At 67.1% G+C, this 23304-nt stretch carries 18 protein-coding genes and 1 riboswitch; of the genes, 8 read left to right on the top strand and 10 right to left on the bottom strand.

Annotated features, from left to right (window positions below; translation table 11 throughout):
- The first annotated feature begins 11 nt into the window (after positions 1–11).
- Both ACQG3P_RS07740 and ACQG3P_RS07735 read left to right on the top strand, forming a co-directional pair.
- Positions 12–722 carry an AraC family transcriptional regulator gene (locus ACQG3P_RS07740; RefSeq protein ID WP_282246974.1) on the top strand — a complete coding sequence of 237 codons (711 nt, stop codon included), beginning with the start codon at positions 12–14 and terminating at the stop codon, positions 720–722.
- Positions 723–807: 85 nt separating this feature from the next.
- Complete coding sequence (locus ACQG3P_RS07735; protein WP_426804695.1) at positions 808–2202, top strand: amino acid permease; 1395 nt, start codon at positions 808–810, stop codon at positions 2200–2202.
- Positions 2203–2276: 74 nt separating this feature from the next.
- Here ACQG3P_RS07735 and gcvP read toward each other — a convergent pair whose 3' ends face one another.
- Positions 2277–5156 (bottom strand): aminomethyl-transferring glycine dehydrogenase, encoded by a 2880-nt coding sequence (gene gcvP, locus ACQG3P_RS07730; RefSeq protein WP_426804694.1) that lies wholly within the window; start codon positions 5154–5156, stop codon positions 2277–2279.
- 84 nt (positions 5157–5240) lie between these two features.
- Positions 5241–5342: riboswitch (glycine riboswitch) on the bottom strand.
- Positions 5343–5636: 294 nt separating this feature from the next.
- Between gcvP and ACQG3P_RS07725 the strand changes: the two genes are divergently transcribed.
- On the top strand, positions 5637–6860 hold the full coding sequence (locus ACQG3P_RS07725) for a multidrug effflux MFS transporter (protein WP_217537769.1): 1224 nt from the start codon (positions 5637–5639) through the stop codon (positions 6858–6860).
- Positions 6861–6910: 50 nt separating this feature from the next.
- Positions 6911–7297: a hypothetical protein gene (locus tag ACQG3P_RS07720; RefSeq protein ID WP_095364411.1), complete on the top strand. Its 387-nt coding sequence runs from the start codon at positions 6911–6913 to the stop codon at positions 7295–7297.
- 47 nt (positions 7298–7344) lie between these two features.
- Here ACQG3P_RS07720 and ACQG3P_RS07715 read toward each other — a convergent pair whose 3' ends face one another.
- The 4 genes from ACQG3P_RS07715 to ACQG3P_RS07700 form a co-directional block, all read right to left on the bottom strand.
- Positions 7345–9321: a M2 family metallopeptidase gene (locus ACQG3P_RS07715; RefSeq protein WP_426804693.1), complete on the bottom strand. Its 1977-nt coding sequence runs from the start codon at positions 9319–9321 to the stop codon at positions 7345–7347.
- Between the two features lie 76 nt (positions 9322–9397).
- The gene (locus tag ACQG3P_RS07710) at positions 9398–11029 is read right to left on the bottom strand and encodes a phosphoethanolamine transferase (protein ID WP_426804733.1); all 1632 of its coding nucleotides are present in this window, start codon (positions 11027–11029) and stop codon (positions 9398–9400) included.
- Positions 11030–11046: 17 nt separating this feature from the next.
- Positions 11047–11784: a phosphatase PAP2 family protein gene (locus ACQG3P_RS07705; RefSeq protein WP_217537766.1), complete on the bottom strand. Its 738-nt coding sequence runs from the start codon at positions 11782–11784 to the stop codon at positions 11047–11049.
- 108 nt (positions 11785–11892) lie between these two features.
- Complete coding sequence (locus tag ACQG3P_RS07700) at positions 11893–13605, bottom strand: glycosyltransferase family 39 protein (RefSeq protein WP_426804692.1); 1713 nt, start codon at positions 13603–13605, stop codon at positions 11893–11895.
- A 133-nt stretch (positions 13606–13738) separates the two neighbouring features.
- On the opposite strand from ACQG3P_RS07700, the gene ACQG3P_RS07695 reads away from it, so the two are divergent.
- The 3 genes from ACQG3P_RS07695 to ACQG3P_RS07685 all read left to right on the top strand — a co-directional run bounded on the left by ACQG3P_RS07695 (position 13739) and on the right by ACQG3P_RS07685 (position 17080).
- Positions 13739–14440, top strand: coding sequence for a response regulator transcription factor (locus ACQG3P_RS07695; protein ID WP_426804691.1), 702 nt, complete (start codon positions 13739–13741; stop codon positions 14438–14440).
- Positions 14427–15716, top strand: a complete 1290-nt coding sequence (locus tag ACQG3P_RS07690) for a sensor histidine kinase (protein WP_217537763.1) — start codon at positions 14427–14429, stop codon at positions 15714–15716. The genes ACQG3P_RS07695 and ACQG3P_RS07690 overlap by 14 nt, the downstream gene beginning before the upstream one ends.
- A gap of 113 nt (positions 15717–15829) precedes the next feature.
- Positions 15830–17080, top strand: a complete 1251-nt coding sequence (locus tag ACQG3P_RS07685; protein ID WP_426804732.1) for a DUF819 domain-containing protein — start codon at positions 15830–15832, stop codon at positions 17078–17080.
- Between the two features lie 305 nt (positions 17081–17385).
- Here ACQG3P_RS07685 and ACQG3P_RS07680 read toward each other — a convergent pair whose 3' ends face one another.
- Both ACQG3P_RS07680 and ACQG3P_RS07675 read right to left on the bottom strand, forming a co-directional pair.
- On the bottom strand, positions 17386–17610 hold the full coding sequence (locus ACQG3P_RS07680) for a YbdD/YjiX family protein (protein WP_068853636.1): 225 nt from the start codon (positions 17608–17610) through the stop codon (positions 17386–17388).
- Positions 17610–19691: a carbon starvation CstA family protein gene (locus ACQG3P_RS07675; protein WP_068853635.1), complete on the bottom strand. Its 2082-nt coding sequence runs from the start codon at positions 19689–19691 to the stop codon at positions 17610–17612. Before ACQG3P_RS07675 ends, ACQG3P_RS07680 begins: the two co-directional genes overlap by 1 nt.
- Positions 19692–19894: 203 nt before the next feature.
- On the opposite strand from ACQG3P_RS07675, the gene ACQG3P_RS07670 reads away from it, so the two are divergent.
- Entirely contained in the window at positions 19895–20746 is an 852-nt protein-coding gene (locus ACQG3P_RS07670) for a pirin family protein (RefSeq protein ID WP_217537761.1), read from the top strand.
- Between the two features lie 39 nt (positions 20747–20785).
- Here ACQG3P_RS07670 and ACQG3P_RS07665 read toward each other — a convergent pair whose 3' ends face one another.
- From ACQG3P_RS07665 to ACQG3P_RS07655, 3 genes are all read right to left on the bottom strand, one after another.
- On the bottom strand, positions 20786–21247 hold the full coding sequence (locus ACQG3P_RS07665; protein ID WP_426804690.1) for a hypothetical protein: 462 nt from the start codon (positions 21245–21247) through the stop codon (positions 20786–20788).
- A 195-nt stretch (positions 21248–21442) separates the two neighbouring features.
- Positions 21443–22171, bottom strand: a complete 729-nt coding sequence (aqpZ, locus tag ACQG3P_RS07660; RefSeq protein WP_426804689.1) for an aquaporin Z — start codon at positions 22169–22171, stop codon at positions 21443–21445.
- Positions 22172–22235: 64 nt separating this feature from the next.
- Positions 22236–23096 carry a pirin family protein gene (locus tag ACQG3P_RS07655; RefSeq protein WP_426804688.1) on the bottom strand — a complete coding sequence of 287 codons (861 nt, stop codon included), beginning with the start codon at positions 23094–23096 and terminating at the stop codon, positions 22236–22238.
- Positions 23097–23304: the final 208 nt, after the last annotated feature.

Raw genomic sequence — 23304 nt, 5'->3', positions numbered from 1 at the left:
GCCATCCCCGCATGCGCGTTGAACCTGCCGACATCGAAGCCCTGTTCGATGCGATTCCCGATGTGCTGTTCTTCATGAAGGACCGCGACGGGCGCTACACGCATATCAACCAGACCATGCTGCGCCGGCTGGGGCTGAAGTCGCGCAAGGAAGTGATCGGGCGCACCGCTGCCGAGATCTACCCCACGGGGCTGGGCGCGGACTACGCCACCCAGGATGCGCAGGTGCTGGCCGGCAAAGTGATCGAGAACCTGATGGAGCTGCACCTGTTCGCCAACCGCGAGCCGGGCTGGTGCCTCACCTGCAAGCGGCCGCTGCTGGTGGACGGGCAGATCCGAGGGCTGATCGGCATCTCCCGCGACCTGGGGCAGAAAGACAGCCTGGGCACCCAATACGAACAGCTGCGGCTGGCGCTGGCCCACCTGAACGCGCATTACGCCGAGAACGTGCGCATGCAGACCCTGCTGGATATCACCGGGTTTTCGCTGTCCAAGCTGGAGCGCACCTTCCGCAGGGTGTTCCAGATGACCCCGCAGCAGGTACTGACCCGGCTGCGCATCCAGATGGCGGTGCATCTGCTGCATGGCAGCGACACCATCGCCAGCATCGGCCAGGCCTGCGGGTTTACCGACCAGAGCGCGTTCACCCGCAAATTCAAGGCCGAGGTCGGGGTGTCGCCGCGGGCCTATCGCGCCCAGATCGCAGAGCGCGCCGAGGCCTGATTAAAGGGGCAGGGACGCCGCCCCTATCCCGTCCGCCGGCCGGACAAGGTATGGTGTCGCACCTGTTGCCCGCCAATCGATTCCGATGCCCGCATCCCAGACTCCGGCCTCCGCCGCCGCACCCGCCGACACCCGCCTCGGGAGCTCGCTCAAACCCCGCCAGCTGATCATGATGGGCCTGGGCAGCGCCATCGGCGCCGGCCTGTTCCTGGGCTCCGGGGTGGGCGTACAGGCGGCCGGGCCGGCCGTGCTGCTGTCCTACCTGGTGGCCGGTGCGCTGGTGATCATCGTGATGAACGCACTGGGCGAGATGGCCGCGGCCAAACCGACCAGTGGCGCGTTCTCGGTGTATGCCGCCGACGCCATGGGCGCCACCGCCGGTGCCACGGTGGGGTGGCTGTGGTGGGTGCAGCTGGTGATCGTGATCGCTGCCGAAGCGGTCGGTGCGGCGGGCCTGCTGGCCACGGTGTGGCCGGTGATCCCGGTACCGATGGCGGCGCTGGCATTCATGCTGTTCTTCACCGCGATCAACCTGCTGGGGGTGAAGAACTTCGGTGAATTCGAGTTCTGGTTCGCCATCCTCAAGGTGGCCGCCATCATCGGGTTCATCCTGATTGGCGTGGCGCTGCTGATGGGCTGGCTGCCGGACGTGGCGTCGCCGGGCCTGAGCAACTTCACCCAGCATGGCGGTTTCGCCCCCAACGGGCTGGCCGGGATCGGTGCCGCGCTGCTGGTGGTGGTGTTTGCCTTCGGCGGTACCGAAATCGTGGCAGTGGCCGCGGCCGAAACCGAAGACCCCGAGCGCAGCATTGCCCGTGCCATCCGCACCGTGGCCTGGCGCATCCTGGTGTTCTACATCGGCTCGCTGAGCGTGATCATCGCCGTGGTGCCGTGGACCAGCGAAGCGCTGAAGTCGCCGTTCGCCGCGGTGCTGCAGGTGGCCAACATTCCGGGGGCGGCCACGGCCATCACCCTGATCGCGGTGATTGCACTGTTGTCGGCGCTCAACGCCAACCTGTATGGCGCCTCGCGCATGATGTATTCGCTGGCGCGCCGCCGCGAAGCCCCGGCGGTGCTGGGATGGACCGACCCGCGCCACGTGCCGATCATCGCGGTGCTGGCCAGCGTGCTGTTCGGCTTCGCCGCCACGGTGATGGAGCTGGTGTTCCCGGACAAGGTGCTGCCGGTGCTGCTGAACATCGTGGGCTCCACCTGCCTGCTGGTGTGGACGATTTCGCTGCTGTCGCAGCTGATCCTGCGCCACCGCGCCAACCGCGACGGCACCCGCCTGCCGTTCCGCATGGCCGGCTACCCGTACCTGACCGTGCTCGGCCTGTGCGTGCTGGCACTGATCTTCGGCCTGCTGCTCTCCGAAGCGCACACCCGCGTGCAGTTCCTGTCGATGGCCGCGCTCACCGCGGTGATCGCCATCACCAGCGAAATTGCCCGCCGCGCGCGCCGCAACCGCCAGGTCGATTGATCCCGGATGGGTGTTGCGTGAAATGAATACGGCCCGCTTTCGCGGGCCGTTTTCGTTTAAACCAGGCAGGAGGATCAGACCTCCACGCCCTCGTCTTCCTTGTACGCGTCGACCGGGATGCAGGCGCACATCACGTTCTTGTCGCCGTAGACGTTGTCCACGCGTGCCACCGGCGGCCAGTACTTCTGCTGGCGCAGGCTGGCCAGCGGGAAGGCGGCCAGTTCACGCGGGTAGGCGTGCGACCACTCGCTGGCCGACACCGCCGTGGCAGTGTGCGGGGCGTGCTTGAGCGGGTTGTCCTCGCGGTCCAGGCGGCCGTCTTCGATCGCGGCGATTTCCTCGCGGATCTGGATCATCGCGTTGATGAAGCGGTCCAGCTCGTGCAGCGATTCGCTTTCGGTCGGCTCCACCATCAGCGTGCCGGCGACCGGGAAGCTCAGGGTCGGGGCGTGGAAGCCGAAGTCGATGAGCCGCTTGGCCACGTCTTCAGCCCCCACGCCGGAGGTCTTCTCCAGCGGCCGCACGTCCAGGATGCACTCGTGCGCCACCAGCCCGTTGCGGCCGGTGTACAGCGTCTTGAAGTGCGGGGCCAGGCGCTTGGCGATGTAGTTGGCGTTGAGCAGCGCCACCTGGGTGGCCTTGCGCAGGCCTTCGGTACCCATCAGCGTGATGTACATCCAGCTGATCGGCAGGATCGAGGCGCTGCCGAAGCTGGCCGCGCTGACCATGCCCACCGGGCCGTTGTCGCCGAGCTTGCCCGGCAGGAACGGGGCAAGGTGGGACTTGACCGCGCACGGGCCCACGCCCGGGCCGCCGCCGCCGTGCGGAATGCAGAAGGTCTTGTGCAGGTTCAGGTGCGACACGTCCGAGCCCCACTTGCCGGGCTTGGCCACGCCGACCAGGGCGTTCATGTTGGCGCCGTCGGTGTACACCTGGCCGCCATGCTTGTGGATGATCTCGCAGATCTCGACCACTTCTTCCTCGAACACGCCGTGCGTGGAGGGGTAGGTCATCATGATCGCGGCCAGGCGGTCGCTGTACTTTTCGGCGTTGATGCGGATGTCTTCCACATCCACGTTGCCATTGCCGTCGGTCTTGGTCACCACCACCTTCATGCCGCACATCTGCGCGGAAGCCGGGTTGGTGCCGTGCGCCGAATCCGGAATCAGGCAGACGTCGCGATGGCCTTCGCCGCGCGAGCGGTGGTAGGCACGGATCGCCAGCAGGCCGGCATATTCGCCCTGCGCGCCGGAGTTCGGCTGCAGGCTCACCGCGTCATAGCCGGTGCACTCGACCAGCATCGCTTCCAGCCCGTCGATCAGTTCCTTGTAGCCAAGGGCCTGGTCGGCCGGGGCCAGCGGGTGGATGTTGGCGAACTCCGGCCAGGTCACCGGGATCATCTCGGCGGTGGCATTGAGCTTCATGGTGCAGCTGCCCAGCGGGATCATGGTGCGATCCATCGCCAGGTCCTTGTCGGCCAGCGAGCGCAGGTAGCGCAGCAGCTCGTGTTCGCTGTGGTGGGTGTTGAACACCGGGTGGGTCAGGAACGCGCTGGTGCGCACCAGGCCGGCCGGCAGGGCATCGGCGGTGGCCGCGTCCAGTGCTTCCACATCCACGCTGGCACCGAACAGCTGGCCCAGCGCGACAATGTCGGCGCGGGTGGTGGTTTCGTCCAGGCTGATGCCGACCGCTTCACTGTCGATCGCGCGCAGGTTGATGCGGGCGGCGGCGGCCTTGGCATGGATCGCGGTCGCGTCGATGTCCTTGACGTGCAGGGTGTCGAAGAAATGCTCGCCGACGTTGATGCCGGCCGTGCGCAGCGCGGCAGCCAGGATCGCGGCCAGGCGGTGGGTGCGGCGGGCGATGCGGGTCAGGCCCTCGGGGCCGTGGTACACGGCATACATCGAGGCCATCACCGCCAGCAGCACCTGCGCGGTGCAGATGTTGGAGGTGGCCTTCTCGCGGCGGATGTGCTGCTCGCGGGTCTGCAGGGTGAGGCGGTAGGCGGCATTGCCCTGCGCATCGACCGACACGCCGATCAGGCGGCCCGGCATTGAGCGCTTGTAGGCATCACGGCAGGCCATGAAGGCCGCGTGCGGGCCGCCGAAGCCGAACGGCACGCCGAAGCGCTGCGAATTGCCCACCACGATGTCCGCGCCCCATTCGCCGGGGGCGGCGATCAGGGTCAGCGCCAGCAGGTCGGTGGCCACGGCCACCAGGCCACCACGGGCATGCACGGCATCGGCCAGCGCCTTGTAGTCGCCGATGTGGCCGAAGGTATCGGGGTACTGCAGCAGCACGCCGTAGGCTTCGGCTTCCATGGCTTCGGCCGGGGTGCCCACGCGCAGCACGATGCCCATCGGCTCGGCGCGGGTGCGCAGCAGTTCCAGCGTCTGCGGGTGCACGGCGTCGTGCACGAAGAAGGTGTCGCACTTGGACTTGGCCGAACGCTTGGCCAGGGTCATCGCTTCGGCCGCGGCGGTGGCTTCATCCAGCAGCGAGGCGTTGGCGATCTCCATGCCGGTCAGGTCGGCGCACAGGGTCTGGAAGTTGATCAGCGCTTCCATGCGGCCCTGCGAGATCTCGGCCTGGTACGGGGTGTAGGCGGTGTACCACGCCGGGTTTTCCAGCACGTTGCGCAGGATGACGTTCGGGGTGAGGGTGCCGTAGTACCCCTGGCCGATGAAGGTGCGGAACACCTGGTTCCTGTCGGCGATGGCGCGGATCTTGGCCAGTGCTTCCACTTCGGTCAGCGAGCTGGGCAGCGCCAGTGCGGCCGGCGACTTGATGCCCGACGGCACGATGGCGTCGGTCAGTGCGTCCAGCGAGGCGTGGCCGACCACGTCGAGCATCTGCGCGATTTCGGCGTCGTTGGGGCCGATGTGGCGTTCAACGAACGCGTGGTGGTGTTCAAGCTCGCGCAGGGTAGGGGTGTTCTGGGACATGGCTGGCATCCAAAAGAGTGGGCACGCACGTTCGGAAGCGCGGACGGGGCGTGTCATGGGCGACAACGATCCACCGGACCCTGCGGTCTTCCTGGGTGCCCCTCTGTCCTTTTGCCTGAGAGTTTAAAAGCGCGCGGCTGCGTGCTTCGTGCCCCTTCGGCGCCGGCACTGGCCGGTCTCTCCAGAGTTTTGGTGCGGGTGGTATCGGGCCTGAGCGATTACGGGCGTTGCGCCTTCGGCAGCGGGTGCTTCAACACAAAGCGCCGCTTCTCCCACCATGTAGCCCGGCAATTATAGCCCAGCGGCCCGGTCGGCAACGCCCGTCCGGCACATGAACAGGGGGCGCCGACCGCGCCATAACCGGGCGCCGGGCATGGTGCCAGGCAGGCGGACGGCCTATCATGGCTGCATCCTCGTATTCATCAGGCGCCACCGCAGGCTGCGGCCGGCGCCTTCCGTGCGTTCGCACGGCCGCTGACGGAAGACCCGATGACACCCGCTCCGCCCTCCAACCGCCGCCTGGCCCTGCTGCTCGCCGGCCTGGCCATGTTCGGCCCGTTCTCGATCGACACCATTTTCCCGGCGTTCCTGCTGCTGGGCGAACGCATGCAGGTCGACCAGGTGGCGGTGCAGCAGACCGTGAGCGTGTACCTGCTGTTCTACGGCCTGATGAGCCTGGCGCACGGCCCGCTGTCGGACGCGTTCGGCCGCCGCCGCGTGATCCTGGGCGGGCTGGTGCTGTTCATCGCCGCCTCGATCGGCTGCGCGCTGTCGCGCGACCTGACCACGCTGCTGGTGTTCCGCGCGCTGCAGGGCGTCACCGCCGGCGTAGGCGTGATCGTCGGCCGGGCGGTGATCCGCGACCTCTACCATGGCGCCGACGCGCAGCGGCTGATGAGCCAGGTCTCGATGATCTTCGGCATCGCCCCGGCGATCGCGCCGATCATCGGCGGCTGGATCCTGCTCGGCGGCGGCGACTGGCCGCTGATCTTCTGGTTCCTGGTGGTGTTCGCGCTGGTGTTGCTTGCCGCCACCGGCAAGTGGCTGCCGGAGACCCACCCGGTGGAAGCCCGCACCCCGCTGTCCACCCGCGCGCTGCTGCGCAGCTACCTGCAGATGGGTACCAATCCGCGCCTGCTGCGCCTGGCGGCAGCCGGTGCGTTCAATTTCTCCGGCATCTTCCTGTACATCGCCTCGGCACCGGTGTTCGTGATGCAGCACCTGCAGCTGGGCGAGGGCGGTTTTGCCTGGCTGTTCATTCCCACCATCGGCGGCATGACCACGGGCTCGTTCCTCTCCGGACGCATGGCCGGGCGGATGACCGCCGCCCGCCAGGTCGGGATCGGCTTCAGCTTGTGCGCGGTATCGGCGCTGGTCAACCTGGCCTATGTGCTGGCGGTGGACCAGATCGCGCTGCCCTGGGCGGTGCTGCCGATCTTCGTCGGTGGCGTGGGCATGGCGCTGATCTTCCCGATCCTGGCGCTTGCGGTGCTGGATATGTACCCGCACCAGCGCGGTCTTGCCTCGTCGATGCAGATGTTCCTGCAGCTGATGATCAACACCGTGGTGGCCGGGGTGGTGTCGCCGATGCTCAGCCACACTCCGCTGCACCTGGCGCTGGGCTATGCCGGCTTCTTCGCCATCGGCGCCAGCTTCTGGTTCTGGGAGCGTCGCTGCGAACGCCGCCGCGAGGCTGCGGCGGCCCTTGCCTGAGCCCCCGTGCGGTATTCTTTCACCATTGTTGCGGTACGGAACTCCCCCTGATGTCGACCACCTCCAAACTGCGTCGTGACCTGCGCCGGCGCCGCGAAATCGAAGAAGCCAACCGCGAAAAGGCCCATGCATCGCCGGTCGAGCCGCATGCCGAGCTGCGCGACCAGCAACGCACGCTGCTGGCCGGGGTGGTCCGTCGCGACGGCGAGTGGGTGCTGGGCATGGATGGCCGTATCGCCGGGCAGACCCCCAGCGCCGCCCGCGTGCTGGCGCTGATCATGCAGGCCGCCGAACTGCACGAGCGCCAGGGCACCCCGGTGCGCCTGGTGTATTCGGATGCGCTGAAAGACGCCGCGCACGCCGAAGCCAAGGGCGAGGGCAAGGATTTCGAGCAGTTCAAGACCGAGTTGGCCGCGTCGCTGAAACCCAAATCCTGACAACCGACCGCGCAGAAAAAAACCGGCCATTGGCCGGTTTTTTTCGTTTACGGGGCCTTCGGCGCTGCCGCCGCGCCAGGCGGCTGCCAGCCACACATCTGGCCCTGGTTCTGCTGCTTGAGCCACTCGTTGACCGGGGTGAAATACTCGATCATCGGGCCGGCATCGAGCTTGTCGCCGCCGGTGATTTCCTTCAGCGTGGCCTGCCACGGCTGGCTGGCACCCTTGCTCAGCATCGCCCAGAACTTCTGGCCGGCTTCCTTGTTGCCGTAGAAGCTGCACTGGTGCAGCGGGCCCTTGTAGCCGGCCGCGTCGCACAGGCCCTTGTAGAACTGGAACTGCAGGATGCGCGCCAGGAAGTAGCGGGTGTACGGGGTATTGCCCGGCACGTGGTACTTGGCGCCCGGATCGAAGAACTCCTCGCCGCGCGCCGAGGCCGGGGCCACGCCCTGGTACTTGGCCTTCAGGTCCCACCACGCCTTGTTGTACTGGTCCGGGGTGATCGAGCCATCGAACACGCCCCAGCGCCAGCGGTCGATCATCAGGCCGAACGGCAGGAACGACACGCCGCTCAGGGCCATGCGCATCTGCGCGTTGATGGTGGCCTCGCGGCTTTCCTGCGGCTTGTCGACCAGCCCGATCGAGTTGAGGTACTGCGGGGTCATCGCCAGCACGATGGTGTCGCCGATCGCTTCGTGGAAGCCATCGTTGGCACCGCCCTGGAACAGCGGCGGCAGCGGGTTGTAGGCCAGGTCGTAATAGATGTGGCCCAGCTCGTGGTAGATGGTGGTGAAGTTTTCCTCGGTCGGCTTGATGCACATCTTGGTGCGCACGTCGCCTTCCATGTTCATGTCCCACGCACTGGCGTGGCAGACCACGTCGCGGTCCAGCGGCTTGATGAACTGGGTCTTGTCCCAGTACGACTTCGGCAGCGCCGGCATGCCCAGCGACACGTAGAAGTCCTGCGCGCGTTCGGTCATCTGCTTGGCGGTACGCAGTTCGGCCTCACGCTGCGCCTTGTACAGCGCTTCCACGTTCGCGTTGCTGCCGCCGGCCTTGGCCAGTGCACCGCTCAGGTTGGCCTGGTACTGCTTTTCCAAGGCGGCGGTGATGTCCAGGCTGCCTGCGCCCGGGTACGGTTCCAGCTGGTCCCACAGGTTGGACCAGTCCTGCTGCCACATGTTGCCCAGCAGGTGCGCGGCGATCAGGCCGCCTTCGGTTTCGGCCTTGTCCTTGCCGTAGGTGCCGTCCAGCTTGGTACGGGCGTAGCAGTGCAGCTGCTCGTACATCGGCTTGACCTGTTCCCACAGGCGGTCGGTTTCCGGGCCGATCTGCTCGGGCGGCATGTCGTAGCCGCTGCGCCACATCTGCCCGGCATCGGCGAAGCCCATTTCCTTGGCGCCTTCGTTGACCAGGCCGACGAAGCGCTGGTAGTCGGCGCGCATCGGCTTGGTGGTGGCGTGCCAACCCTGCCAGGCGTCCAGCTGCTTGTCATAGTCGCGGCTGCTGGCCAGCACTTCTTCCAGGTCGCCCAGCTGGCGGCAGGTGGCCGGGTTGGCCTCGTCGGTGCAGTACTTGCCCGAGCCGTACGCGCCTTCCATGCGGCTGGCGATGCGGGTCAGCTCGCCCAGCTTGGCCGGGTCGCGCGGGGCCGGCATGGCGGTCATCAGCTTGAGCAGGTGGATCTGGCGCTTGGTGTCCTCGCTCATCGGCTGGCCGTCGTACTTGCCAGCCTGGGCGATCCAGCCGTTGAGGATGGTCAGCCAGCGTTCGTTGGCCTTGGCCGCCACGCGCTCGGAATCGTCATTGATGTAGGTCGAGGACAGCCACTGGGCCGAGGTCATTTCCGGGTACAGCGCCTTGTACTCGGCGTTGACGCGGGCGATGAACTGGTCCGCGGTTTCGGTCGGCGCGGCGGTGCCTGCGGCCGGTGCATCGGCCGGGGACGGGTCCTTCTGGCAGGCCGCCAGCGTCAGTGCGGCAGCACCGACAGCCAGGGCCAGCAGGAGCGGGCGGTGGTTCACGGGGACATCCTTGGGTGGTGACAGACCGGCGAAGGCTAGTGGGGCCGCCGCCGCACCGCAAGGGCCACAGGTCCCGTCAGCGCCCGCAGCCGGCGAACAGGTCGCGGTCGCGCTCGTACAGCGCGGTCTTCACCTGCATCAGGCCCAGTACCGACGGGAACACGTTGTCATGGTCCGTGTACTGGGTGGCGCGCCGGCGCACGCAGGCCAGGTCCAGCCCACGGCTGGCGGCGAAGCCGGGCGAGAACCACATGGTCATCGGCACCCGGGTCTGTTCCTGCGGGGCGATCGCGTACGGCACCCCGTGCAGGTACAGGCCCTTCTCGCCGAGCGATTCGCCATGGTCGGACAGATAGATCATCGCCGTGTCGTAGTCCTGCATGCCCTGCAGCGTGCCGATGGTGTGGGCCAGCAGCTGGTCGGTATACAGCAGCGCGTTGTCGTAGCTGTTGGTGATTTCCTCGCGGCTGCACTTGCCCAGGTCCGGGGTGTCGCAGGTCGGGGTGAAGTGGCGGAAGCGGGTGGGGTAGCGCTCGAAGTAGCTCGGGCCGTGGTTGCCCAGCTGGTGCAGCACCACCACCCGGTCGCCCGGCGTTGCACGGACCTGCTCGGCGAGGTTGTCGATCAGGATCTCGTCCCTGCAACGGCCGTTGGCGCACAGGGTGGGATGCGTTGCATCGTCCAGTGCCTGCATCGGCAGCCCTTCGCACACGCCCTTGCAGCCGGACTGGTTGTCGCGCCACAGCGTGCCGATGCCGGCGTGGTCGAGCACGTGCAGCAGCGACTGGTGCGCGCGGATCTTCTTCTCATCGTAATCGTGGCGGCCATAGGGCGAGAACAGGCAGGGCAGCGACACTTCGGTGCTGGTGCCGCACGAATGCATGTCCGGGAAGTTGATCGCGCTGGTCTGCGCCAGCTGCGGCGTGGTCTGCCGGGCGTAGCCGTTCAAGCCCCAGTTCTGCGCACGCGCGGTTTCACCCATCACGATCACCAGCAGCCGCGGCCTGCTGTCGGCCGCGCGCGGGGTGGCCTTGGCATCCAGCCCGATCGGCAGCTTCGGTGCGCGCTGGATCGGGTTGTCGCCGCGCAGCGCCTTGGGCAGGCCCAGCAGGTAGTTGCCCGGCGTGGCCAGGTAGCGCACCTCGCGCTGGTTGCGCATCAGCGCCGACATTTCCTGGAACGACAGCAGCGAACCGCCCAGTGCCACGGCGGCCGACAGCAGCAGGAAGCCGCCACGCCACAGCAGTGCCTTGCCCCAGCTGCGGCGCAGCAGCTGCACGCGCCACAGCACGACCATCGGCAGCGCCGCCAGCAGCACCAGCGGGGCGATCAGGCTGGGAGTGATGAGCTCGCGGCTTTCCTTGTGGTCGGTCGCCAGCACGTTGCGCAGCATGTCCGCATCCAGGTAGATGTGGTAGCTGCCCATGTAATGCGCGGCCATCGCTGTGCCCAGCAGCAGCACGCCGATCATCACCTTTGCGTTCCAGCGCCACACCAGCAGGCCCATCAGCAGGCTGTGCGCGCCGACCAGCAGCAACAGCAGCGAAAGGCCGAAGCGCAGGCTGCCCGGATGGGTGGCCATCGCGCTGTGCCAGAACAGGCCGTTGCAGGCCAGCGCGAAGAACATGCTGGTGAGCGCGATGAGGGTTTCGGTGGACCAGGTGGGGCGCCAGTGGCGCAGGGCTGACAGCGAAGCAAGGCGCGGCATGCGCGAGGCGATGGCATTCACGCGCGTGCTCCTGCCATGCGGCGTACCAGCAGGAACAACAGCAGCGACACCGTCCAGCAGGTCGCCAGCGTCCACAGGTCATGCGACAGGAAATGCGCGCCGCGCAGCTGCTGCGCGGCACCGAACACGCCGCCGGCGACCAGCCCCACGGCAAGGCCACGCCATCGCCATGCCGGGCGCACCAGCAGCGCGAAGAAGTACAGGCTCACCCAGGCAAACCCGGCGCTGGAATGCCCGGCCGGAAAGCACACCCCGCGCGGCATGCCGTGCGGGCGGGTGGCGAACAGGCCCACGTATTCGCGCAGGCCGCCGTAGCGCGCCAGGTCCCACGGGCAATCCATGTTGGTGAGGGACTTCAGCAGCGACACCACGCCGGTGCCCAGCGCGACGGCCATTACCAGGTACAGCAGCGGCCAGCGCCATGCGGCCGCGCGTTCGTGGCGCCAGGCGTGGAAGCACAGCACGAGGGTCAGCAGCGTTGCCGCTGCGCTCAGCCACTTGCCACCCTTGTGGATCAACTGGCTCGTCGCCCATGCGTTCTGCAGGAGCCAGTGATGGCCTTCCATGCGGTACAGCTGGTCCGCAAGCCACTGGTCACCCCCGCCCGCCATCAGTGCGGCACTGGCGGCCAGCACGGCCAGCAGCGGCCAACCGAGATGGCGGCGCAGGAACCCGGACGCCTGCGCGGGCGCGTCGGAAGCGAGCGGGACAAGTGCAGGGGAAGCAGGAAGCATCAGGCAGGGCCGGCGGGGAAACCGGCGCCATGGTCGTCAGCGGCGTGTCGGAGACCGGTCGGAGCGATGTTCCCCGCGCGTTAATCGGCCGCGCCGTGCATCCGCGATTCAGTCACCGTCGTCCACGCCGGCGGCTGCATCCTTGGACAGTTCCGCGTGGCAGGCTGCATTCCATGCCGTGCCGGGTACCAGCCACCAGCGGTTGCGGTTGGCACTGCCGATCATTACCGCCTGCGCGCGATCCACGCACGGACTGATCGCCTGCTCCAGCACCAGCAGCCAGCGCTCGTGCGGCGCCTGCGCCAGCCACGGGCCAGCGTCATGCCACTGTTCGTCCCAGGGGCGCTTGAACCCGAAGTCGGTCACCGGCCGGTCGGCCTGCAGCAGGTTCTGCTCGCGCCAGGCCAGCGCGCCCAGCTCGGCCGACGGGCCGATCCGCTCGCCGACCTGCTGCATCAATGCCGACGAAGAACTGTACGGACCCAATGCAGGCATCAGGCCCCAGCCGTGCAGGTTCCACAACAGCACCGCAGTCAACACAGCAAGCATGCCGGCACGCCGCTGGCGAAGCCAGGCGGCCAGCAGCAGCACCACAATGCCGAAGCCAAGCAGCCACGCCCCGAGTACCGGCAGCAGGGTTTCTGGCATGCCGCGCTTGGCCAGCTGCGCATGCGCCCAGGCACCGTCGCCCAGCAACTGCGCGCCGATCCCCAGAGCCGCCGCGCCCAGCACCAGCACGTAGGCCAGCAGCAGCCAGCGCGGACCAGGCCGGCGCAGCAGGCCGGGCAGCAGCGGGGCGGCGGCCACGCACAGCGCCGGCAGCATCGGGAAGATGTAGACCTCGCGCTTGCCGGGGCTGGCACTGAAGAACAGCAGCACCAGCAGCGCCCAGCCGAGCAGCAGCCAGTAGCGCCCATCCAGGCGCTTGAGGCGCCTCCACCACGCGGGAACCAGCGCGGGCAGCAGCAGGCTGCCGGGCAGCCACAGCGTGGCGATCACCTGCAGGTAGTACCAGGCCGGCTGCACGTGGTGCCAGGCATTGGCATAGCGGGTGCCAGTCTGCTTGAACAGTAGTTCGCGCGCATAGCCCTGCAGCTCCGGCGAGGGGTCATTGAGCAGCGCGATCCCAAGTGGGCCCAGCCATACGGCGGTGCCGAGCAGGAATGCCGGTATCAGCCACAGCAGTGAACGCGCGCGGGGCAGGGCAGCGCCAGGCCGCGGCTGGCCTTTCCAGCGCCACAGCGCCCACGGCAGCAGCACCAGCAGCGGCAGGAAGCCCACGCCCTTGGTGACCGTGCCGAGACCCGCGGCGAACCCGGCCACCCACAGCAACCGCGTGTTCGGCCGTTCCAGCAGGTGGCGCAGCAGCGCCCACAACGACAGGGTGGTGAGCGCGACCAGCACCATGTCGATCTGTGCACGCTTGGCCATCAGCCCGAACTGCAGGCAGCTGGCCAGCGCCAGCAGCGCCCACCAGGCGATGCGCCGGTTCCACAGACGCCGCGCCAGGTCCCAGCTCAGCCACAACGTGGCCAGCCCGGCCAGCAGCGAGGGCAGCAGGAAGGCCAGGTTCCAGTTCCCGATGACCTGGTAGGTCGCCGCCTGGATCCACATGAACACCGGCGGCTTTTCGGCGTACAGTTCGCTGCCCCGGTGGGGCAGCAGCCACTGGCCGGTCTCGACCATGGCCCGGGCGGCCAGCACGAAACGGGGCTCATCCGGCGGGGTAGGGGCGCGCAGTCCGATCCCTGCGGCAAGGGCCAACAGCAGGGCGAGGCAGGTCAGCAGTCGCCACCGATGGCGGGTCAGGATCGTCTGCAAGGGCAAGGGATCGGTTGGAAAGCCCGCACTGTCGCCCAGCCGATGTAAGAAAGGCGTCGAACCGGGGCGATTGCGACCGGATTCCGACATTCCACGGGCTACCATGGCGGTATCACTCCCGAGTTCCCGACGCATGCGGCTCCTGGTCATTGAAGACAACCGCCAACTGGTCGCTAACCTGTTCGAGTATTTCGAAGCGCGTGGCCATGTCCTCGACGTCGCCCCCGATGGCGTCACCGGCCTGCACCTGGCCGCCACCCAGAGCTACGACGCGCTGATCCTGGACTGGATGCTGCCGCGCATGGAAGGCCCCGACGTGCTGCGCCGCCTACGCGTCGAGCACGGCTCGGAAGTGCCGGTGATCATGCTCACCGCGCGCGACGAACTGCCCGACAAGATCGCCGGCTTCCGCGCCGGCGCCGACGACTACCTGACCAAGCCGTTCGCCCTGCCGGAACTGGAAGTCCGGCTGGAAGCGCTGCGCGTGCGCGCGCAGGGGCGCAACCCGCGCAAGGTGCTGGAAGTAGCCGATCTCACCCTGGACCTGGCCACGCTGGAAGCGCAGCGCGACGGCCAGGCCCTGCACCTGTACCCGGCCTGCCGCAAGCTGCTGGAAGTGCTGATGCGCGCCAGCCCGGCGGCGGTCACCCGCCAGCAGCTGGAGTTCGCGCTGTGGGGCGATGAGCTGCCCGACGGCGACCTGCTGCGTTCCCACATCTACGAACTGCGCCGCAGCGTGGACGGTCCGTTCCAGCACAAGCTCATCCATACCCTGCCGCGCGTGGGGTATCGCCTGGGTGCGCCGGCCACCGAAGGCCACGATGAAACTGCGTAAGCCCGCGCCGCTGCACCGGCGGCTGGTCTGGTGGCTGCTGGGCTACCTGGCTTTGATCTCGCTGGCGGTGTTCAGCGTGGGCAACTACGTGCACGAGCATGCCGAGCATTCGGCGTGGCGCGCACTGTTGAACTCCGAACTGGACAGCATCGTCAGCCACATCGAACACGAACCGCACTACCGCTGGCAGGACTCGGACACGTTGCGCCTGTTCACCGTCGATGACAGTCCCGGTGTTCCGCCGATCCTGCGCACCCTGCATCCGGGCCTGCACGACGGCGTGGAAATCGCCGGCCGCGCCAGCGCGGTGATGGTGCGCGACACCGCCGGGCAGGGCCGGCTTGCACTGGTGCTGGACATCAACGACTTCCACGACCTGGAAGAATTCGCCACCCGCTGGGTGATGCTGGCCAGCGTGGTGATGATCGTAGTGACGGTAGTGATGGCCTCGTTCGGCGTCAGCCGCCTGGTCAGCCCGCTGCGCTCACTGGCCCGGCATATCGACGGCCTCAAGCCCGGCATGGCTGGCCAGCGCGTCGAAGTCGACCCGCGCGGCAGCTCCGAGCTGTACGTCATCGCCGCCGCGCTCAACGACTACCTGGCCCGCAACGAACAGTTCGTGGAACGCGAACGGGTGTTCATCAGCACCGCCAGCCACGAACTGCGCACCCCCATCGCGGTGATCACCGGCGCCGCCGAACTGGCGCTGGAGCAGCCCGCGCTGCCCGACCGTGCGCGCCAGCAGATGCAGCGCGTGCACCGCACCGCCCAGGGCGTGGAGCAGCTTATCCAGCTGCTGCTGGTACTCGCGCGCGAACCGGCGCGCCTGGCCGCGTTGAAGGAACGCATCCCGCTGGACCAGCTGGTGCCGGACATCATCGAAGACCATCGCCACCTGATGGGCGACAAGGACCTGCAGATCGCCGTGCAGGGCCTGGCCAACGTGGACATCATCGCGCCGCTCGGCGTGGTCCAGGCCGCGATCGGCAACCTGCTGCGCAACGCCATCGAAAACAGTGGCCGCGGCACCATCACCATCAACGTATCCGACCGTGCCGTGGTCACCCTGCAGGATCCCGGCGAAGGCATGAGCCCTGAAGAAATTGCCGCGGTCTACGCGCGCATGGCCCGCGGTGATCGCAACGGACAGAGCGGCATCGGCCTCGAACTGATCGCCCGCCTGTGCGAACACCTCGGCTGGGCACTCACCATCGAACAGAGCGAACCGCGCGGTACCCGCGTCATCCTCGACCTGAGCGCATCGTTGCCAGGGTAGCCGTGGCAGTTCGCGGCAGCGCAACGTGGCATGTGGTGAAGACAGTGTTAAGCTCAAAAAGGCGTCGCATCATGCGGCGCTTTTTTTTGCCCTTTCGATCGACAGAGGATCGCATGCCGACCGAACCCATTACTGCCCTCATCACCAACGATATCGTTGGCCTTGGCCTGATCGCGGCCACCCTGGCCCTGATTTTCTGGGCCGCCAGCGGCCCGACCCCCCTGCTGAAGAAAATCTTCGCCTGGGTGCCCGCCCTGCTGCTGTGCTACTTCATCCCGGCCATCTACAACACCGCAGGCCTCATCGACGGCCACGACACCGCCCTCTACAACCCCATCGCCCGCGACGTGCTGCTGCCCGCCGCCCTGGTGCTGCTCACCCTTTCCATCGACCTCAAGGGCATCCTCAAGCTCGGCCCCAAGCTGCTCATCGTGTTCTGCGCCGGCACCTTCGGCATCATGCTCGGCGCCGTGGTGTCGTTCCAGCTGATGTCCTGGATCCACCCGGAAACCGTCGCCGGCGACACCTGGGCCGGCATGGCCGCACTGGCCGGCAGCTGGATCGGTGGCGGCGCCAACATGGTCGCCATGCGCGAAGTATTCGGCACCGACGCCACCACCTTCGGCCAGTTCGCCGTCGTCGACGTCGCCTGCGCCAGCCTGTGGATGGCCGTCCTGCTGTTCCTGGCCAACCGCGCCACCCAGATCGACACCCGCAACGGCGCTGACACCCGCGCCATCGACGAAATGAAAGCGCGCATCAGTGCCTATGAGGCCCAGAACGCCCGCATTCCCAGCCTCACCGACCTCATGCTGATCGTCGGCGTCGCCCTCGGCGGCGTCGGCCTGGCCCACGCCATCGCCGCCCCCCTGAGCGCCTGGTTCAAAGCCCACATCAGCTGGGCCAGCCAGTTCAGCCTCGACAGTGCCTTCGTCTGGGTGGTCCTGCTCTCCACGTTGCTCGGCCTCGGCCTGAGCTTCACCCGCGCACGCCGGCTCGAATCGGCAGGCGCATCCCGCCTGGGCACCGTGTTCCTGTACTTCCTGATCGCCTGCATCGGCATGCAGATGAACCTGCTGTCCCTGCTGGACCGCCCGTGGCTGTTCCTGCTCGGCGTGATCTGGATGCTGACCCACATTCTCGTCCTGTGGACCGTCGCCAAGATGGTCAAAGCGCCGTTGTTCTTCTTCGGCATCGGCTCGATGGGCAACATCGGCGCAGCGGCATCGGCACCTGTGGTGGCAGCGGCATTCCATCCCAGCCTGGCGCCGGTGGGGGTGCTCCTCGGAACAGTCGGATACGCCACGGGAACCGGTCTGGCATACGTAACCGGCTTGATCCTTAAATGGATGGCCGGAGCGTAACGACACCATCAGCATCGGGAAGGCCAGCCAACGGCTGGCGCTACCTGCTCTAGGTTCCGTCATCTGCCATCTGTGGATGGCGGGGCGGCGGTGGGGGTGCGGGACTGTAGAAAACATGGATGTTTTCTACCAGCCCCCAGGGATGGGTTTACGGCGTGTCCCGCACCCTTACCGGCGCCCCGCCATGGCCGATATCAAATCAGAGCCCAGAGAAAAGGCGGCGCAGGTGCGCCGCCTTTTCGGTTCTAGAAGCCGTCTCGACCAACGGTCGAGACCTACCGGTCAACGGCGCGATAGCGCCAATGTCAGCAGCAGCGACCCCCATTGCGGCCGCCGTAACGCGCTTCCTGGCGCTCGCGGAAGAACGTCTTGTAGTCCATCGGCGTGCGGTCCGGATGCTTCTCCAGCACGTGCCGCACGTAGTTGTCGTAATCGGGAATCCCGCAGCACAGACGTGCCGTCTGCACCAGGCGCCGCCAGATGCGGCGGTGCGCCTGGTACTGCCCGACCGGAACCAGACCCGTGCTCATCACAGGTCCGCCATCTGGTGCGGCTGCAGCGCCACGTATTCCGTCTCACGGTCCGTGCGCTGCGGCGTACGGCGTGCCACCACGATCGTCTTGATCGCATAGGCCAGGATCGCGAACACCACGAACAGGAACAGCACCGTCAGCCCCGTGTTGACGTACGCGTTCACCACGATCTGCTGCATCTGCCCCACCGTCTTGGCCGGTGCCGTGATCGTCCCGCTCGCAATCGCATCCTGGAACTTGTGCGCCTGCGCCAGGAAGCCCTGCGCCGGATTGCTGTCGAAGATCTTGATCAGCCCCGCATACGTCGTGCAGATCAGCAGCCATACCGCCGGCACCGCCGTCACCCACGCATAGCGGTCACGCTTCATCTTGAACAGCACCACCGTACCCAGCATCAGCGCGATACCCGCCAGCATCTGGTTCGAGATGCCGAACAGCGGCCACAGCGTCTGGATGCCACCGAACGGATCCACCACGCCCGTGTACAGCAGATAGCCCCACAGCGCCACGCAGCCCGCCGTCGCGATGATGTTCGCCGTCCACGACTCGGTCTTCTTCAGCGCCGGGATGAAGTTGCCCAGCAGGTCCTGCAGCATGAAGCGGCCCGCGCGCGTACCCGCATCCACCGCCGTCAGGATGAACAGTGCCTCGAACAGGATCGCGAAGTGGTACCAGAACGCCATCATCGCGTTGCTGCCACTCGGGATCGCCTGGTGCAGGATCTGCGCGATACCCACCGCCAGCGTCGGCGCGCCACCCGCACGGTGCAGGATCGTCGGCTCGCCAATCGCCGCCGCCGTCGCCTCCAGCTGCTCCGGCGTGATCGTGAAGCCCCACGTCGTGGTGATGTAGTGTGCCGCCGAGACCGCATCGGCACCGATCACCGCCGCCGGGCTGTTCATCGCAAAGTAGATGCCCGGATCGATGATCGATGCCGCCACCAGCGCCATCACCGCCACGAACGATTCCATCAGCATGCCGCCGTAACCGATGTAGCGCATGTGGCGCTCATTGGCCAGCAGCTTCGGCGTCGTACCCGACGCGATCAACGCATGGAAGCCCGACACCGCACCGCACGCAATGGTGATGAACAGGAACGGGAACATGCCGCCCTTCCACACCGGACCATCGCCGCTTGCCGCGAACTGCGTCAGCGCCGGCATCTTCAGCTCCGGCATCACGATCAGGATGCCGATGGCCAGCGCCACGATCGTGCCGATCTTCAGGAACGTCGACAGGTAATCGCGCGGGGCCAGCAGCAGCCACACCGGCAGCACCGACGCCACGAAGCCGTAACCGATCAGCATCCAGGTGATCTGGATCCCGGTGAAGGTGAAGGCCGGGCCCCAGACCGGGTCCGCCGCCACCTTGCCGCCGTACCAGATCGCCAGCAGCAGCAGGATCAACCCCACCACCGAAATTTCGCCGATCTTGCCCGGGCGGATGTAGCGCATGTAGATGCCCATCAGGATCGCGATGGGCATCGTCGCAATCACCGTGAACATGCCCCACGGGCTTTCCGCCAGTGCCTTCACCACCACCATCGCCAGCACCGCCAGGATGATGATCATGATCAGGAATGCGCCGAACAACGCGATGGTGCCAGGCACCTGGCCCATTTCCTCGCGCACCAGGTCACCCAGTGAACGCCCGTTGCGGCGGCTGGAAATGAACAGGATCATGAAGTCCTGCACCGCGCCGGCCAGCACCACGCCCACCACCAGCCACAGCAGGCCGGGCAGGTAGCCCATCTGCGCCGCCAGCACCGGGCCCACCAGCGGCCCCGCACCGGCGATGGCCGCGAAGTGGTGGCCGAACAGCACGTGCTTGTTGGTGGGCACGTAATCCAGGCCATCGTTGTTGATCACCGCGGGCGTGGCCCGGGTGGGATCGAGCTGCATCACCTTGTCGGCGATGAACAGGCTGTAGAAGCGATAGGCAATGAGATAGATGGAGACTGCGGCGACCACGATCCACAGCGCGTTGATGTGTTCGCCCCGCCGCAATGCGACGGTGCCAAGACAGAATGCGCCGAGCAGCGCGAGCGCCGCCCAACCCAGCTTGGAAAAACCTTTCATGAGATTGCGTCTCCCTGAAGAACTCCGTAAGGGTCCGCCCTGGCAGTGACCGGGTCAATGCGCCTGCGGAGGCTTGCCGCTAGTACTTTGGTCGTACACGGGTACAGAACACCACGCTTGGAACAATCGGTTGCGGGCATGACGGTTGGCGCCTCCGGGGGCTGCGCCCATCTTGTATCCATCTTCCTTTCGCCGGAGTCAACATGAGCAGCCCAACCCCGGTGCGCGTGCAGCGCACCATCCGTGGCATGGCCACCTCCGACGGGGCCGGCGTGCGCCTGACCCGGGTCATCGGCGGCCCCTCGCTGCCGGACCTTGACCCGTTCCTGCTGCTGGATGAATTCGGCACCGATCGCGCCGAGGACTACATCGCAGGCTTCCCCAGCCACCCGCATCGCGGCTTCGAGACCGTGACCTACATGCTCGACGGGCGCATGCGGCACAAGGACAACCACGGCAACGAGGGCCTGCTCACCCCGGGCAGCGTGCAGTGGATGACCGCCGGCCGCGGCCTGGTGCATTCGGAAATGCCCGAGCAGGAATCGGGGCAGATGCGCGGCTTCCAGTTGTGGGTGAACCTGCCGGCGCGCGACAAGATGACCGATCCCAAGTACCAGGAGTTCGCGCCGGACCGCATCCCGCTGGCGCAGCCGGCGCCGGGCGTGCAGGTCAAGGTGATCGCCGGGCAGGTGGGCGACACGGTCGGCCCGATCGTGCAGCCGGCCACCGATCCGTTGTACCTGGATGTGCAGCTGGATGCAGGCACGGCCTGGGATTACGTGCTGCCTGAAGGGCATAACGCGTTCGCCTATGTGTTCGAAGGCGGGCTGACGATTGGCGACGGCGATGACGCGCGTCCGGTCGACCGGCAGGAAATGGCGGTGCTCGATGGCGGCGAACTGCTGCAGCTGCGCGCGGGCGCCGGTGGAGCGCGATTGATCCTGGTCGCCGGGCGGCCGTTGCGGGAGCCGGTGATGCGCCATGGCCCGTTCGTGATGAACACCAGGCAGGAACTGATGCAGGCCTTCGTGGATTTCCAGGAAGGCCGCTTCTGAAACAAGCCAGCGCCGGCCAACGGCCGGCGCTACCGGGTGTCAGCGCTCCGCGGCGACCGCCGACGGATTGAGGTTCATGCCCTGCGACAACGTCTGCAGCGCGCGCAGCTCGCTGGCGTCGCTGGGATACAGCGAAATCTGCGCGTAGCGGTTCTTGTCGAACTTGACCACGGTCATGCGGCGGGTGGCATACCCCGGCGGCTGCTGTCCGCCCAGGTCAGGCTGGTACCAGTACAGCGACTCACCGGCGAAGTTGCCCTTTTCCTGGCGCAGCGGGCGGGGCAGCGGAATATCCGGGTCGCGCCCGGTGAGCATCATGGTCATGACCTCGCGCCCGTCTGCCGCAGTGGCCTTGCAGAGCACGTAGGTGGCCGCAGACTGTTCCTGCCATTGCAGGCCGCTGGATTCGGGCAGTGCCGGGCATTTGGCGGCCGATTGCGCCGAGGCGATGCCGGCCGTCAGTGAAAGGCCAAGGAATATCAAGGCGTGCAGGATCTTCATGCGTTCCCCCAAGTGTGCAAGTAGCCGTGTCGTCCCCTGCGGGCGCTTCCGGTGGCCAAGCGTTCCCTGGCCGATGTGCTGCGCATGCCCCATGCGCGTACCGGAAGGACCCGTCAGGTGACGGTCTGGTGATTTCGACCTTAACGGAATGTGACCGGTTCTTCAAATAACCGTTTCAAATGATTCTGAACCCGGTTAGCGGGGTGGGCCATCGGCACCGATCCATTTGTAGGCGATGCCGCCGATCAGCCCGCCCAGCAGCGGGGCCAGCCAGAACAGCCACAGCTGGCCCAGCGCGCCGCTGCCGGCGAACACCGCCACGGCGGTGGAGCGGGCCGGGTTCACGGAGGTGTTGGTGACCGGGATGCTGATCAGGTGGATCAGGGTCAGGGCCAGGCCGATGGCGATCGGGGCGAAGCCCGCCGGGGCACGGCCGTGGGTGGCACCCATGATGACCACCAGGAACAGGGCGGTGAGCACCACTTCGCACAGGAAGGCGGCGGCGACGCTGTAGCCACCGGGCGAGAGTGCGCCGTAACCGTTGCTGGCGAAGGCGCCGGCCTGGCTGCCGTCGATCTGGAAGCCGGGTGCGCCGGAGGCGATCTGCAGCAGGATGAAGCCGGCCAGCAGGCCGCCCAGCACCTGGGCGACGATGTAGGGCAGCAGGTCGCGCGCCGGGAAGCGCCCGCCGACCCACAGGCCGACGCTGACAGCGGGGTTGAAGTGGGCGCCGGAGATGTGGCCGAACGCGTAGGCGCCGGTCAGTACGGTGAGGCCGAAGGCCAGTGCGACGCCGAGGAAGCCGATGCCCAGCGGGTTGCCGTCACCGCCGAATTTCGCTGCGAGGACGGCGCTGCCACAGCCGCCGAGAACCAGCCAGAAGGTGCCGAGGAATTCGGCGGCCAGACGCTTGCCCATGCTCATTGAAGATCTCCACGGATGCCCAAGGGGAATCACGTCGGAAATCGGATGATGCAACGGGCGCGCATTACGCCGGCAGTGGAATGAATTCCTTGTCGTCGCCGGGAATGTTGCCGAAAGCCCCCGATTCCCAATCGTGCTTGGCCTGCTCGATGCGTTCCTTGGAACTGGACACGAAGTTCCACCAGAGGTGGCGCGGTCCGTCCAGCGGTTCACCACCAAGCAGCATGGCCTTCAACGGCGTCTTGGCACGCAACCGGCCACGGGCGCCGGTTTCGGGAATGATGAGATGCTGGGCGGGCAGATCGACGCCGTCGAGCTGGGCCTCGCCTTCGAGGATGTAGAGCGCGCGTTCGACGTGGCCGGTATCGAGGTCGAGTTCGGCACCGGGGTCCAGGTCGATGGCGACGTTGAGGGTGTCGGCAAAGACTTTCACGGGGGATTCTTCGCCGTAGGCGCGACCGGCGATGACGCGCAGCCAGGCGCCGTTGCGGCGCTGCTCGGGCAGGGTGGCGGCGGCGTGGTGGTAGAAGGCGGGCGCGGTTTCTTCATACGCCTTCGGCAGTGCGACCCAGGTCTGCATGCCGTGGATGGGATGGTCGTGTTCGCGTTCGACCGGCGGGGTGCGTTCGGAGTGGGCGATGCCGCGGCCGGCGGTCATCCAGTTGACGTCGCCGGGGCGGATCACCTGGTCGGAGCCGAGGGTGTCGCGGTGGCCGATGGCGCCGGACCAGAGGAAGGTGACGGTGGCCAGGCCGATGTGCGGGTGCGGGCGGACGTCGATGCCGGCACCGGCGCCCATGACGGCGGGGCCCATCTGGTCGACGAACACGAACGGTCCGACGCTGCGCGCCTGGATGCTGGGCACGGCGCGGCGGACTTCGAGGCCGCCGATGTCATGGACGCGCGGGGCGATGATGGTCGTCATGCGGGCTTTCTCGCTGGCGGGGGACAGGTTGGAAGCATTGCACGGTGTTTCATCTGCTGCATGGCCCGTTCGGGTAACAGGTTGTTTCGTTTCCAAAGCCCTCGTTTGCAGGCTTCACTGTTTTGGGCCGGCGGGGGTGGGTTGGCGGGGGACGCCGTAAACCCAACCATGGGGGCTTGGTCGCCGCATCCATGCGGCGCACACCCCC

Source organism: Stenotrophomonas sp. SrG (assembly GCF_050031795.1).
GTDB classification, from domain to species: domain Bacteria; phylum Pseudomonadota; class Gammaproteobacteria; order Xanthomonadales; family Xanthomonadaceae; genus Stenotrophomonas; species Stenotrophomonas rhizophila_A.
The sequence above is the reverse complement of the archived record's forward strand: the minus strand, read 5'-3'. Positions and strand labels throughout refer to the sequence as shown.

Coding starts and splice junctions, on each gene's coding strand:
- ACQG3P_RS07740 (WP_282246974.1), top strand. CDS start 12: ATGCGCGTTGAACCTGCCGACATCGAAGCCCTGTTCGATGCGATTCCC.
- ACQG3P_RS07735 (WP_426804695.1), top strand. CDS start 808: ATGCCCGCATCCCAGACTCCGGCCTCCGCCGCCGCACCCGCCGACACC.
- gcvP (WP_426804694.1), bottom strand. CDS start 5,156: ATGCCAGCCATGTCCCAGAACACCCCTACCCTGCGCGAGCTTGAACAC.
- ACQG3P_RS07725 (WP_217537769.1), top strand. CDS start 5,637: ATGACACCCGCTCCGCCCTCCAACCGCCGCCTGGCCCTGCTGCTCGCC.
- ACQG3P_RS07720 (WP_095364411.1), top strand. CDS start 6,911: ATGTCGACCACCTCCAAACTGCGTCGTGACCTGCGCCGGCGCCGCGAA.
- ACQG3P_RS07710 (WP_426804733.1), bottom strand. CDS start 11,029: ATGCCGCGCCTTGCTTCGCTGTCAGCCCTGCGCCACTGGCGCCCCACC.
- ACQG3P_RS07705 (WP_217537766.1), bottom strand. CDS start 11,784: ATGCTTCCTGCTTCCCCTGCACTTGTCCCGCTCGCTTCCGACGCGCCC.
- ACQG3P_RS07695 (WP_426804691.1), top strand. CDS start 13,739: ATGCGGCTCCTGGTCATTGAAGACAACCGCCAACTGGTCGCTAACCTG.
- ACQG3P_RS07690 (WP_217537763.1), top strand. CDS start 14,427: ATGAAACTGCGTAAGCCCGCGCCGCTGCACCGGCGGCTGGTCTGGTGG.
- ACQG3P_RS07685 (WP_426804732.1), top strand. CDS start 15,830: ATGCCGACCGAACCCATTACTGCCCTCATCACCAACGATATCGTTGGC.
- ACQG3P_RS07680 (WP_068853636.1), bottom strand. CDS start 17,610: ATGAGCACGGGTCTGGTTCCGGTCGGGCAGTACCAGGCGCACCGCCGC.
- ACQG3P_RS07675 (WP_068853635.1), bottom strand. CDS start 19,691: ATGAAAGGTTTTTCCAAGCTGGGTTGGGCGGCGCTCGCGCTGCTCGGC.
- ACQG3P_RS07670 (WP_217537761.1), top strand. CDS start 19,895: ATGAGCAGCCCAACCCCGGTGCGCGTGCAGCGCACCATCCGTGGCATG.
- ACQG3P_RS07665 (WP_426804690.1), bottom strand. CDS start 21,247: ATGAAGATCCTGCACGCCTTGATATTCCTTGGCCTTTCACTGACGGCC.
- aqpZ (WP_426804689.1), bottom strand. CDS start 22,171: ATGAGCATGGGCAAGCGTCTGGCCGCCGAATTCCTCGGCACCTTCTGG.
- ACQG3P_RS07655 (WP_426804688.1), bottom strand. CDS start 23,096: ATGACGACCATCATCGCCCCGCGCGTCCATGACATCGGCGGCCTCGAA.